Source organism: Bradyrhizobium sp. 192 (assembly GCF_023100965.1).
Lineage (GTDB): Bacteria > Pseudomonadota > Alphaproteobacteria > Rhizobiales > Xanthobacteraceae > Bradyrhizobium > Bradyrhizobium symbiodeficiens.
Map to the genome: position 1 here is coordinate 5,251,097 of NZ_CP064690.1, position 13,034 is coordinate 5,264,130.

Here is a 13,034-nt window from a genome sequence, read left to right on the forward strand (position 1 = left end):
GCAGAGCCCGGACCCAGGAGCAGCTTGCACGCTGAAACATGGGTCCCGGCTAAGCGTCGCGTCATTACATGCCGCGCCGCGTCCGGGACACGGGCATTTTGTTACGCGTGCTTCTTCTTCGGCTTAGCTGCCTTCGGCACCGGCTGCGGATCGGGATTGCCTTCGATCGACGACAGGCGACCCGCCGTGAAGGTGTAGATGCCCGCTCGCGGGCCCGTCGTCCATGTCACCACGGCGACGCGCCGCCCGGCGCCATCATTGGAGAGATTGACGTTCGACGGCGCGCCGATGCCGCGCACCACGTCGCATTCGGTGTGGCCGAGCGCGACCGTGCCGCCGTAAGAGACCGGCGCCGTCGTCGACGCATTGGCATCGGCCGGTCCCGGAGGCGGCGTCATGCCGGGACAGGCGCCGTCGGCGCTGACGAGATCCTCAGCGGCCACCGGCTTGTCGGGGGTCAGCGGCGGCGACTCGATCGAGATGTTCTTGATGAACAGCCGGCTGGGCGTGTTGAACCATTGTGCGTCCTTGGCGGACGCGAGCAGGTCGGTCCCGCCGGAGCAGCCCGCAACCAGAGGCCCGACGGCAGCCAACGCAACGATGAGCGAGCTGGGAAGCTTTTGATGTCGCACGATAAACCAAATTCCCCGCGTGAAGGACCAGCCCTAAGCGATTGTCCCAACATCACTTTGCGGCACGAAGGTGACAAAAGCCAGCATCGCCCGAAAAGTGCAAATTATCATTAATTGCGAAGGCCCCCTAATTCCGACGCTGCCATCGGCCCCGCTCGTCGGCCTGCCAATAGGTGACATCAAATCCCCGCGCCTTGCAATCCGTCCACGCGCTGCGGGCGAGCGCGAGGGCATCCGGATCGTCGCCGTTGAACAGCATCACCATGCGCGCATAGCCCTGCGCGTCCTGCGGCAGGGCGGCGTTGTCGACCAGGAATCGGACATGGGCGCCGTTGGGATTGCCCTCCTCGATTGCCAGCACGACCGGCTGATCGGCAGCATCGTTCACGCGCCATGTCGCATGCGGCAGGAATGAATCGTCGCGATAGGTCCACAGGTGCGCATCGAGCGCGTCGGCGCGCTCTTCCGAGGTCGACTGCACCACGACGCGCCAGCCGCGCTCGAGCGATTTCTCGAGAAGCGGCGGCAACACGTTCTCCACCGTCATGTTTTGCAGATGATAGAACAGGACTTCAGTCATCTCGGGTCATTTGCGTTCGTAATGGTCTGCGACCAGGCGGTCGAGCAGGCGGACGCCATAGCCGCTTGCCCAGCTCTGGTTGATGTCGGTCTTCGGCGCGCCCATGGCGGTACCGGCGATGTCGAGATGGGCCCAGGGCGTGCCGTCGACGAAGCGCTGCAGGAACTGCGCCGCGGTGATCGAGCCGCCATGGCGGCCGCCGGTGTTCTTCATGTCGGCGAACTGGGAATCGATCAGCTTGTCGTATTCGGGACCGAGCGGCATGCGCCAGACCTTGTCCCCGGTCTCGGTGCCGGCCGCCAGCAGGCGTTCGGCGAGTTCGTCATTGTTGGAGAACATGCCGGCATGCTCGGTGCCGAGCGCGACCACGATCGCGCCGGTCAGCGTCGCCAGATCCACCATGAATTTCGGCTTCACCTTCTTGGCGACGTACCAGAGCACGTCGGCCAGAACGAGGCGGCCCTCCGCGTCGGTGTTGATGATCTCGATGGTCTGGCCCGACATCGAGGTGACGATGTCGCCCGGCCGCTGCGCATTGCCGTCGGGCATGTTCTCGACGAGACCGATGGCGCCGACCACGTTGGCCTTGGCCTTGCGCGCGGCAAGCGCGTGCATCAGGCCGACGACGCAGGCCGCGCCCCCCATGTCGCCCTTCATGTCCTCCATGCTGCCGGCCGGCTTGATCGAAATGCCGCCGGTGTCGAAGCAGACGCCCTTGCCGACGAAGCTCACCGGCGCCTCACCCTTCTTGCCGCCGTCCCAGCGCATGATCACGGTGCGGCTCGGCCGCGCCGAGCCCTGGCCGACGCCGAGCAGCGCGCCCATGCCGAGCTTCTGCATCGCCTTGACGTCGAGCACCTCGACCTTGACGCCGAGCTTGCGGAGCTGACTGGCGCGGCGCGCGAATTCCTCGGGGAAGAGCACGTTCGGCGGCTCGTTGACGAGGTCGCGCGCGATGATCACGCCGTCGACGACGTGGCCGGCCGAGGCAAAGGCCTTCTTCGCAGCAGTGGCATCGCCGACCGCAAGCGAGATGTCGGCGCGCGAGCTGCCCTCCTCGCCGTCCTTCTTCTTGGTCTTGTAGCGGTCGAACTTATAGGCGCGCAGGCGCAGGCCCGAGGCGATCGCAACCGCCTGCTCGCTCGTCATGGCACCGCTCGGCAGTTCCGCCATGACGGTCATGGCGGCCGCCCCCGCGGCAAGCTTGCCCGCCGCCACCCCGCCGAACTTGAGGAAATCGTTCGCCTTCAGGCCGGCCGCCTTGCCGGCGCCGATCACGAGCAGACGGGTGGCCTTCACCCCTTCCGGCGCCAGGATGTCGAGCGCAGCCCCGGTCTTGCCCTTGAAGGCGGCAGCGGCGGCCGCGCGCTTCACGAGTTCGACAGCGCCGCCCAGCGCCTTGGCCGTCGCCGGACCGACCTTCAGACTGTCGTCGCAGAACACGACCAGGATGCCACGGGCGGCAGCAGACAATGGGACGAAGCCGACCTTGATGGCATCGGACATGGGTAACTCCTTCAAAAATCTTGGTCTTTTTGCTATTCAGGGTCCCTGGCCGGGGCCGGACCTGAACGGCGATTCATTGAGCCATCCGCACTATGGGCCAGCGCCCCGGCAGATGCCAAGCACCCCCCGTGGCCTCAACGCCACAACGAGGGAAATATTAACCGTATAATGAGGGTGCCACGGGGCAGCCATTTTGTTGACGGATCAAAGGGATGGTAGTGAGAGAGTGAGCTGGCGGAAGAGGCGCTGGCCAACCTTGGGGATCCCCTGATGGGGGATTGGTTGGGCAGCGGGAATTTCGGCCGACATTGGGGACTTGGTGGGATTCGTGCGGTAGCGCATGGGGTCGATCGATAGGTATATCTTCCGCACGACGCTGGCGTCGTTTGCGCTGATCCTGGTCAGCCTCACCGGCGTGATCTGGATTACGCAGGCGTTGCGCGGCATCGACCTGATGACGAGCCAGGGTCAGACCATCCTCACCTTCCTCGGCATCACCAGCCTCGTCGTGCCGGCGCTGGTCCTGATCATCTCGCCGATCGCGCTGATGATCGCGATCTCGCACACGCTGAACAAGCTCGCGACCGATTCCGAGATCATCGTGATGAATGCCGCCGGCCTGTCGCCGATCCGGCTGTTCCTTCCGTTCTTCTATGCCACCTGCGTGGTGGCGCTGCTGGTGGCCTTCATCGCGGCCTATCTCGCTCCCGACGGCATGCGGCGGATCAAGCAGTGGGATGCCGAGATCACCGCGGACGTGCTCACCAACATCCTGCAGCCCGGGCGCTTCGCCCAGCTCGACCAGAATCTCACGATCCGGATTCGCGAACGCCAGCCCGGCGGCGTCCTTGCCGGCATCTTCATCGACGACCGCCGCGATCCCAAAGAGCGCGTCTCGATCGTCGCCGAGCACGGCGAGGTCGTGAAGAATGAGACCGGCTCGTTCCTGGTGCTGGAGACCGGCAATCTCCAGCGCTTCGAGGCGGGCAAGCGCGATCCCGCGCTGGTGGCGTTCGGCCGCTACGGCTTCGACATGTCGAAGTTCTCGGGCCAGGGCCGCGACGTCACCCTCGGCATCCGCGAGCGTTATCTCTGGGAGCTGTTCTCGCCGTCCGAGAACGACCCCGTCTACAAGCAGATTCCCGGCCAGTTCCGCTCGGCGCTGCATGACAGCCTGCTCGCGCCGATCTATCCCTTCGCCTTCGCCGTGCTGACCTTCGCCTTCCTCGGTGCGCCCCGCACCACCCGCCAGAGCCGCAATTTCTCGATCGGCGGTTCGGTCGTCGCGGTGTTCGGCCTGCGCATGGCCGGCTTTGCCTGCTCGGTGATGGCAGTGAAGTCATCGAGCCCGGTCCTGGTCCAATACGCGATGGTCTTTGGCGCCATCGGCGTCGGGCTGTGGATGATCATCGGCGGCGTCGTGGTCGAGCCGCCCCCTGGCCTCATGGAAGCCATCAACAGGTCGAACGCGCGCATCGCGCGGCTGTTCGGACGGCCGGCCACCGCATGAGCATGCTCACCAATACACTCGGACGCTATTTCGCCGGCCGCTTCGTGATCGCGGCGCTCGGCGTGTTCCTGGGCATTTTCCTGCTGCTGGTGCTGGTCGACTACATCGAGATGGTGCGCAAGACCTCGGGGCTGGCGTCCGCCTCGGCGCTGATGGTGGCCGAGACCTCGCTGTTCCGGGTGCCGCAGCTGCTGGAGAAACTGACGCCGTTCTGCATGCTGATCGGCGCCATGACCTGCTATCTCGCCCTCTCCCGCCGACTCGAGCTCGTGGTTGCGCGCGCCGCCGGCATCTCCGCATGGCAGTTCATTTCGCCGGCGCTCGGCAGCGCGCTCCTGATCGGGGTGATCGCGACGATCGCCTACAATCCGATGTCGGCGAATCTGCGCGAGCTCTCCAAGCGCATGGAAGCCGAGCTGTTCGGCTCGGCACCCGGCGGCGGCATCCAGGACGCCTCCGGCTTCTGGCTCAATCAGCTGACCAGCGACGGCCAGACCATTATCAACGCCGCGCGCAGCGAGCAGCAGGGCGTCCGACTCACCGGCCTGACGCTGTTCCGCTTTGACACAGACAGCCATTTCAAGGAGCGGGTCGAGGCGCGCGAGGCGACATTGGAGGCGGGCCATTGGCTGTTCAAGTCCGTTCGCCGCTTCTCGCTGGACTCTCCGCCGATCGACCAGGCCACTCTGGAGATTCCGACGACGCTGACCGAGGCGCAGGTCCGCAACAGTTTTTCCACCCCCGAGACTGTGTCCTTTTGGCAACTACCGAGCTACATCCGCTCCTCCGAAAGCTCGGGCTTCGCGACAGCCGGATACCGACTCCAGTATCAGAAGCTCTTGGCACAGCCGTTTTTGCTGGCCGCCATGGTGATGCTCGCGGCCTCGGTGTCGTTGCGCTTCTTCCGGATGGGCGGCGTGCAAAAGATGGTTTTGAGTGGCGTGGGCGCAGGCTTTCTGCTCTACGTTCTGTCGAAAGTGACTGAAGACTTGAGCAAGGCTGAGTTGATGCATCCGATCGCTGCGGCGTGGTTGCCCGCGGTGGTGGGTGGCCTCACCGGCTTTTTGGCCTTGTTGTACCAGGAGGACGGTTAGTGACTGCCGTCCATCGAGGACCCGTGTCTGGTTTGACGCGCCGCATGGTGATGCGCGCGAAGGGATCAGGCTTGGCTCTTCGCAGGCTGGTGATGGCTGTCGCCGCCGTGGCATCGCTCGGCGCGCTGATCGATGTTGCCGCCGTGGCCCCCGCCTCGGCCCAGAGCTTCACCTACAATCCGCTGCCGCCGCGCCCGAAGCCGCCGAAGGTCGCCAACGACAACCAGATGCTGGTTCAGGCGACCGAGGTCGACTACGACTACAACAATTCGCGCGTTTCCGCGGTCGGTAACGTCCAGCTGTTCTACAACGGCACCAGCGTCGAGGCCGACAAGGTCATCTACGACCAGAAGACCAAGCGGCTGCATGCCGAAGGCAACATCCGCATGACGGATGCCGACGGCAAGATCACCTATGCCGAGATCCTGGATCTCTCCGACGATTACCGCGACGGTTTCGTCGATTCGCTGCGTGTGGATACCGCCGACCAGACCCGCATGGCCGCGAGCCGCTCCGACCGCTCCGACGGCAATTACACGGTGTTCGAGAACGGCGTCTACACGGCCTGCGCGCCGTGTAAGGACGATCCGAAGAAGCCGCCGCTGTGGCAGGTCAAGGGTGCGCGCATCATCCACGACCAGCAGGAGAAGATGCTGTATTTCGAAACAGCGTCGCTCGAATTCTTCGGCGTGCCGATCGCCTACATGCCCTATTTCTCGACGCCCGACCCGACCGTGAAGCGCAAGAGCGGCTTCCTGATGCCCGGCTATTTCCCGGGCACGACGAACACGGGATTCGGCGCCGAGGTTCCGTATTATTGGGCGATCGCGCCCGACATGGACGCAACCATCACCCCCCGCTTCCTGTCGCGGCAGGGCGTGCTGCTGCAGGGTGAATTCCGCCAGCGCCTGATCGACGGCGCCTACCAGATCCGAGCCTATGGCATCAACCAGCTCGATCCCGGCGCGTTTTCCGGCCAGCCCGGCGACAAGCAGTTCCGCGGCGCCGTCGACACCAAGGGTCAGTTCGCGCTGAACGACAAATGGGTCTGGGGTTGGGACGGCGTCCTGATGTCCGACTACTATTTCTTCTCGGACTACCGGCTCTACCAGTACCGCGATCCGCTCGGCTCGTTCCTGCTGCTGCCGACGGAAGCGCTGTCGCAGCTCTATCTGACCGGCGTCGGCAACCGCAGCTTCTTCGACGCGCGCACGATGTACTGGCTGAGCTATTCGGGCAACCAGAGCCAGGTGCCGATCGTCTATCCGGTGATCGACTATTCCAACGTGCTCAACTATCCGGTGTTCGGCGGCGAGTTCAGCTACAAGACCAATTTCGTGAACCTGTCGCGCGACGAGGCGGTGTTCGACCCGATCACCACGGTCGCCAACACCAGCAGCCTGTGCACGACGGCGTCGGCCGATCCGCTGGCCCGCACGCCGTCGCAGTGCCTGCTGCGCGGCTTCCCCGGCACCTATACCCGCCTCACCGCCGAGGCGCAGTGGCGCAAATCCTTCACCGATCCGCTCGGCCAGATCTGGACGCCGTTCGCCAGCCTGCGCGCCGACGCGATCAACTCCTCGGTCTCGAACCAGCCGGGCGTGTCGAACTATCTTCCCGTCGGCGACACCCAGGCGTTCCGCCTGATGCCGACCGTGGGCCTGGAATACCGCTATCCCTTCATCAACATTCAACCCTGGGGTTCGACCACCGTCGAGCCGATCGCGCAGATCATCATCCGGCCGAACGAGACCTATGCCGGCAAGCTCCCGAACGAGGACGCCCAGAGCATGGTGTTCGACGCCTCGAACCTGTTCAGCGTCGACAAGTTCTCCGGCTATGACCGCGTCGAGGGCGGCGGCCGCGCCAATGTCGGCGTGCAATCCACCACGCAGTTCGACAAGGGCGGCGCCGTCAAGGTGCTGTTCGGCCAGTCCTACCAGCTGTTCGGCATGAACTCCTTCGCGGTCCAGGACTCCATCAATACCGGCCTCGATTCCGGCCTGGACAAGCCGCGCTCCGATTACGTCGCGAGCACCAGCTATTCGCCCAACAGCACCTACACGTTCAGCGTCCGCTCCCGCATGGACGAGCAGACCTGGAACGTGCAGCGCTTCGAGGCGGAAGGCCGCGCCAACTTCAACCGCTGGGCGGTCAGCGTGCTGTACGGCAATTACGCGCCGCAGCCGGAACTCGGCTATCTGACCCGCCGCGAGGGCATCCTGACCTCGGGCTCGCTGAAGATCGCGACCAACTGGGTGGTGTCGGGCTCGGCGCGGTGGGACCTCGAGGCCAACAAGATCAACCAGTATGTGCTCGGTGCCGGCTATGTCGACGATTGCTTCGTGCTGGCGGCGAACTACGTAACTTCGTATAGCTATGCGGCGGGCACCGCGCCGCCCGTGCTGAGCCATGCGTTCATGTTCCAGATCGGCCTGCGCACGCTGGCGACCTCGTCGACGAGCAGCAATTCCGCCGGCCTCCAGTGAACGGTTTGAAGTGCCGGCGCGTTGCCCCATCACAGGCTCGACGCGGCTGACATGCGAGCGACAATCATGACGACCTCATTGCCTATCTTCCGCCTCCTCATCATCGCCCTCGCTGCCGGACTGATCCTGACCGGACTGCCATCGCCGTCGCGCGCGCAGAACATCGTCGTCATGGTCAACGGCGACCCGATCACCGATTACGACATCGAGCAGCGCTCCAAGCTCGACCAGCTGACGACGCAGAAGACGCCGCCGCGGCAGGAGGTCATCAACGAGCTGATCGACGACAAGGTGAAGATGAAGGAGGGCAGGAAGTACGGCGTCGATCCCGGTATCTCCGACGTCAACCAATCCTACGAGGGCATGGCGCAGCGCATGCGCATCTCGCCGGAGCAGCTCACCAAGTCGCTCGAAACCAAGGGCGTCCGCCCCGAAACGCTGAAGAGCCGCATGAAGGCCGAGATGGTCTGGACCAGCCTCGTGCGCGGCCGCTTCAAGGAGAAGCTGCTCGTCGGCGAGCGCGACGTCGCCCAGGCCGTGCAGGCCCAGACCGGCGACAAGCTCCAGATCGAAGGCACCGAATACAAGATGCAGCCGATCGTGCTGATCGTGCCGCGCGGCTCCTCCGCGGCGTTCCTGGAGACGCGCAAGAAGGAAGCGGAGACCTACCGCACGCGGGTCGCAAGCTGCGAGGAAGCCAACTCGCTGTTCCGCTCGACGCCGAACGCCACGATCCGCGGTACGATCACCAAGACCACCGCGGAATTGCCCGAGCCGCTGCGCAAGGTGCTCGACGATACCCCGATCGGCCATTTGACCGCGCCCGAGATGACCAAGAACGGCATCGAGATGGTGGCGCTGTGCTCGCGCAAGCCGACCATGATCGACACGCCGAAGAAGCGCGAGGTCCGCGAGAAGATGTATCAGGAGAAGTACGAGAAGACCCAGAAGGCCTATCTCGACGAGCTCCGCAAGGCGGCGATGATCGAATATCGCAACCGCTGATGGCCAACCGCGCAGCCACACCGCATGCCCTTCCCCTTGCCCTGACCCTGGGAGAGCCCGCCGGCATTGGCCCCGACATCACGATCGCAGCCTGGCTCCGGCGCCGTGAACTGAACCTGCCCGCCTTCTATCTGCTCGGCGACGAGGCGTTGATCGCACGGCGCGCCCGAGCGATCGGTGCCGATATCAGGACCGCGGCGGTGCCCCCCGGCGAAGCCGTTTCCGCCTTCGCCGATGCCCTCCCCCTGGTCACCACCGGCGAGCGCGCGACCGCCGAGCCCGGCAAGCCCGACGCATCGAGCGCGCCGGCCGCGCTCGCCTCGATCCGGCAGGCGGTCACCGATGTCCGCGAGGGCCGCGCCGGCGCCGTCGTCACCAATCCGATCGCCAAGAGCGTGCTCTATCGCGCCGGCTTCCGTCATCCCGGCCACACCGAATTCCTCGCCGAGCTCGCCGCGAAAGACGGCCGCGTGCCGCAGCCGGTGATGATGCTGTGGTCGCCGCGGCTCGCCGTGGTGCCCGTGACCATCCACGTCTCGATCCGCGATGCGCTGGCAGAGCTCACCAGCGCGCTGATCGTCTCGACCGTGCGCATCGTCGCAGCCGAGCTGAAATCGCGCTTCGGCATCGCGCAGCCGCGCATCGCGGTCTCCGGCCTCAATCCGCATGCCGGCGAGGACGGCTCGCTCGGTCACGAGGAGCAGACCATCATCGCTCCCGCGCTCAAGATATTGCGCAGCGAAGGCATCGAGACCAGGGGCCCGCTGCCCGCCGACACCATGTTCCACGAGGCCGCGCGCAGCACCTATGACTGCGCAATCTGCATGTATCACGACCAGGCACTGATCCCGATCAAGACCGTCGCCTTCGACGACGCCGTCAACGTCACGCTCGGCCTGCCCTTCATCCGCACCTCGCCCGATCACGGCACCGCCTTCGACATCGCCGGCACCGGCAAAGCCAATCCGGCCAGCCTGATCGCGGCCTTGAGGCTGGCCAGCCGCATGGCGGCTTCGCAAAGCTGATGAGCGCGATCGACGACCTCCCGCCGCTTCGCGAGGTCATTCGCCAGCACGCGCTGTCGGCGCGCAAATCGCTTGGCCAGAATTTCCTGCTCGACCTCAATCTCACCGCCCGCATCGCGCGCGCAGCAGCCCCGCTCGAAGACTCCACGATCGTCGAGATCGGCCCCGGACCGGGCGGGCTGACACGTGCGCTGCTCGCGCTCGGCGCGCGGCGCGTCATCGCCATCGAGCATGACGAGCGCGCGATCCCGGCCTTGCAGGATATTTCCGCGCGCTACCCTGGCAGGCTCGAAATCGTGCATGGCGATGCCATGACTTTCGATCCCCGTCCGCTGCTCGATGGCGAACGCGCGAAGATCGTCGCCAACCTGCCCTACAACATCGCGACCCAGCTCCTGATCGGCTGGCTCACCACAGAGCCCTGGCCGCCCTGGTACGACATGCTGGTGTTGATGTTTCAGCGCGAGGTCGGCGAGCGCATCGTCGCGCGCGAGGACGAAGAGGCCTATGGCCGGCTCGGCGTGCTCGCCAATTGGCGCTGCGAGACCAGGATCCTGTTCGACATTGCGCCGTCCGCCTTCGTGCCGCCGCCGAAGGTCACGTCCTCGGTCGTGCGCCTGGTGCCGCGCGCTGAGCCGCTTGCCTGCGATCGCAAGCTGCTCGAGCAGGTCGCGGCCGCCGCCTTCGGCCAGCGCCGCAAGATGCTGCGCCAGAGCCTGAAATCGCTCGGCGTCGATCCGGCGCGGCTCTCCGCTGCCGCCGGTGTCGATGCGACGCGGCGCGCCGAGACCATTCCCATTTCCGGCTTTGTTGCCATGGCCCGTGAATTGGCGGATATACGAGCCGAAACGTGAAATTGAAATTCCGGAGGAAAGAAATATGGCGTTGATGCGTCGGCAGTCCCTGGTCAAGTTCGATGCGCCCTTGTGTGCGACCATCGTCGACACGCCGAAGCCGAAAGGTGCTGAGGTGCTGGTGCGCATCGAGCGCTGCGGCCTCTGCCATTCCGACCTGCACATCCAGGACGGCTATGCCGATCTCGGCGGCGGCAAGAAGCTCGACACCACGCGCGGCATGACACTGCCCTTCACGCTCGGCCACGAGATCGCCGGCGTTGTCGACGAAGTCGGCCCGGACGTTCCGGCCGGCCTCGTCGGCACCAAGAAAGCCGTCTTCCCCTGGATCGGCTGCGGCCAATGCCGCGACTGCGCCAATGGCGACGAGAATCTCTGCGTCAAGCAGCGCTTCCTCGGCGTCTCCATCGATGGCGGCTTCGCCACCCATGTGCTGGTGCCCGACGCGAAATATCTGCTCGATTACGATCCCCTGCCCGTCAACCAGGCCGCGACCCTGATGTGCTCCGGCGTCACCGCCTACGGCGCGCTCAAGCGCCTGGTCGACCGTCCCCGCCAGCGCAACCTGCTGCTGATCGGCCTCGGCGGCGTCGGCATGATGGGCCTGTCGTTCGCGCAGGCGATGTTTAGGCAACCGATCACGGTCGCCGACCTCTCGCCGGCCGCCCGCGACACGGCGCTGACCAACGGTGCCGCCGTCGCCTACGACCCGTCCGAGCCCGACGTGATCAAGCGCATCCTGAAGGAGACCGAAGGCGGCTTCGACGAGATCGTCGATTTCGCCGGCAACGAGAAGTCGATGGCTTTTGCTGTCGCGGTCGCCGCGCGCGGCGGCAAGATCGTGGTCTCCGGCCTGATGGGCGGCCAGTTCACGCTGCCGATGGTGCAATGGGTCTACAAGCGCATGACCATCGAAGGCTTCATGGTCGGCACGCTCGAGGAGGCCCAGGAGCTGATGGCGCTGGCGCGCGCCGGCAAGATCAAGCCGACGCCGATGCGCGAGGAGCCGATGGGCGACGTCCAGAAATGGATCGACGAGCTTCGCGCCGGCAAGGTGGTCGGCCGCATCGTATTGAAGAACTGACCCATCGCCGCGGCGGGCCCGGCGCAAGTTGCGCCCGCCGCGGAACGCCTGCGGCCTCGCCGCGTTGGCTGCGCATGACCATTCGCTGCACCGTCGAAAGCGCATTCTTCATCGCCTGGAGCTGCCTCGAGCAGAGCGGCGAGCTCGGCCCGCCCGACGAGAGCGCCAACGTCATTCTCGACGCCATAGAAGCTCAGCTCAGGACCGGCGAACGCCGGCAGCTGATGCTCGCCAACAGGGCGATCGACGCCTACCGCGCACACGCGGCGCTGCACCGCTCCTCGTGGGATCGCGCAGCGCGCTTCGGGTGATGATCATCGCCGCCCCTCGGGCCGCCGGCTGAACTGACCGAATCCCCAAGGCCCGCGCGCCAACTTCTCAACCATTGACGCGCCCTTGTGTGCACTTTGGAACCGTCGGTTCCGCCACGGAAACGTAGGGTTCTGGCTGGCGCCGATTCCCGGCCAGCCAAGAGAAGAAACTGTGACCGGTCGGCCCCCGAACGATCTGCTCCGGCAGCTCACCCCTCAGGATTTCGAACTGCTCGCGCCTCACCTCCAGCCGGTCGAACTCGCGGCGAGCCACGTCCTGCATCACGCCGGCGACGAGGTTGCGGCGGTGCATTTTCCCTGCGGTCCCGCGCTGGTATCGTTCGCCGTGCCGGTCGAGGACGACCGCGAGGTCGAAAGCCTGCTGGTGGGCCGTGAGGGTGCGGTGGGCTTTGCCGCAGGCCGCGGCCCTTCGCTCGCTTATTCGCGCGTCGTCGTGAAGCTGGGCGGCACCCTGGTCCGGCTGCCGCTGCGCGGGCTCGAGCAGGCGCAGCAGAGATCGGCGACGCTCCAGGAGGTCTTCGCGCGCTACGCCGACTGTCAATTCGCGCAGTTGTTGCAAACCGCGGCCTGCAACGCCGCACATTCGATCGAGCAGCGCGCCGCCAAGTGGATCATCTCCACGCAGGAACGTACCGGCGGGGCCGAAATCCCCCTCACCCACGAGCAGCTCGCCGGCATGCTGGGCGTCTCCCGCAGCTATGCCAGCCGAGTCATTCAGATGTTCAAGGCCAGGCGCATCCTCGCGACCCGCCGCGGCGCCATCCTGATCCTCGACGGCACCGCGCTCGAAGCCAGAGCCTGCTGCTGCAACGATTGGGTGAGGAAGCATTTCGACGAAGTGCTGGGCGCGGCAACGGCTGGCGGCTAGGCCGCGAACGCATAATCTTCGTCGACGTACGACTCTACCCGACAAAGACGCGCCT

General features: G+C 65.5%; 12 protein-coding genes. 9 read left to right on the top strand and 3 right to left on the bottom strand.

Translation table 11 applies throughout. The features are described from left to right. Positions 1 to 101: 101 nt before the first annotated feature. The 3 genes from IVB24_RS24275 to IVB24_RS24285 form a co-directional block, all read right to left on the bottom strand. Positions 102 to 593, bottom strand: a complete 492-nt coding sequence (locus IVB24_RS24275; protein ID WP_247774161.1) for a hypothetical protein — start codon at positions 591 to 593, stop codon at positions 102 to 104. Between the two features lie 166 nt (positions 594 to 759). Then, entirely contained in the window at positions 760 to 1,212 is a 453-nt protein-coding gene (locus tag IVB24_RS24280; protein WP_094974501.1) for a DNA polymerase III subunit chi, read from the bottom strand. Positions 1,213 to 1,218: 6 nt separating this feature from the next. Beyond that, positions 1,219 to 2,718: a leucyl aminopeptidase gene (locus tag IVB24_RS24285; RefSeq protein ID WP_247769302.1), complete on the bottom strand. Its 1,500-nt coding sequence runs from the start codon at positions 2,716 to 2,718 to the stop codon at positions 1,219 to 1,221. 340 nt (positions 2,719 to 3,058) lie between these two features. On the opposite strand from IVB24_RS24285, the gene lptF reads away from it, so the two are divergent. The 9 genes from lptF to IVB24_RS24330 all read left to right on the top strand — a co-directional run bounded on the left by lptF (position 3,059) and on the right by IVB24_RS24330 (position 12,979). Beyond that, on the top strand, positions 3,059 to 4,228 hold the full coding sequence (gene lptF, locus IVB24_RS24290) for an LPS export ABC transporter permease LptF (RefSeq protein ID WP_094974503.1): 1,170 nt from the start codon (positions 3,059 to 3,061) through the stop codon (positions 4,226 to 4,228). Further along, positions 4,225 to 5,322: an LPS export ABC transporter permease LptG gene (gene lptG, locus IVB24_RS24295; RefSeq protein WP_247769303.1), complete on the top strand. Its 1,098-nt coding sequence runs from the start codon at positions 4,225 to 4,227 to the stop codon at positions 5,320 to 5,322. The genes lptF and lptG overlap by 4 nt, the downstream gene beginning before the upstream one ends. Before the next feature lie 92 nt (positions 5,323 to 5,414). Then, positions 5,415 to 7,811, top strand: a complete 2,397-nt coding sequence (locus IVB24_RS24300; RefSeq protein WP_247774162.1) for an LPS-assembly protein LptD — start codon at positions 5,415 to 5,417, stop codon at positions 7,809 to 7,811. A 66-nt stretch (positions 7,812 to 7,877) separates the two neighbouring features. Continuing rightward, complete coding sequence (locus tag IVB24_RS24305) at positions 7,878 to 8,816, top strand: peptidylprolyl isomerase (RefSeq protein ID WP_162308512.1); 939 nt, start codon at positions 7,878 to 7,880, stop codon at positions 8,814 to 8,816. Further along, on the top strand, positions 8,816 to 9,841 hold the full coding sequence (pdxA, locus tag IVB24_RS24310) for a 4-hydroxythreonine-4-phosphate dehydrogenase PdxA (protein WP_247769304.1): 1,026 nt from the start codon (positions 8,816 to 8,818) through the stop codon (positions 9,839 to 9,841). Before IVB24_RS24305 ends, pdxA begins: the two co-directional genes overlap by 1 nt. Next, complete coding sequence (gene rsmA / locus IVB24_RS24315) at positions 9,841 to 10,695, top strand: 16S rRNA (adenine(1518)-N(6)/adenine(1519)-N(6))-dimethyltransferase RsmA (RefSeq protein WP_247769305.1); 855 nt, start codon at positions 9,841 to 9,843, stop codon at positions 10,693 to 10,695. The genes pdxA and rsmA overlap by 1 nt, the downstream gene beginning before the upstream one ends. A 25-nt stretch (positions 10,696 to 10,720) precedes the next feature. Continuing rightward, the gene (locus IVB24_RS24320; RefSeq protein ID WP_247769306.1) at positions 10,721 to 11,779 is read left to right on the top strand and encodes an alcohol dehydrogenase; all 1,059 of its coding nucleotides are present in this window, start codon (positions 10,721 to 10,723) and stop codon (positions 11,777 to 11,779) included. A 74-nt stretch (positions 11,780 to 11,853) separates the two neighbouring features. Continuing rightward, entirely contained in the window at positions 11,854 to 12,090 is a 237-nt protein-coding gene (locus tag IVB24_RS24325; RefSeq protein WP_094974510.1) for a hypothetical protein, read from the top strand. A 172-nt stretch (positions 12,091 to 12,262) separates the two neighbouring features. Then, positions 12,263 to 12,979 carry a Crp/Fnr family transcriptional regulator gene (locus tag IVB24_RS24330; RefSeq protein WP_247769307.1) on the top strand — a complete coding sequence of 239 codons (717 nt, stop codon included), beginning with the start codon at positions 12,263 to 12,265 and terminating at the stop codon, positions 12,977 to 12,979. The last annotated feature ends 55 nt before the right edge of the window (positions 12,980 to 13,034 follow it).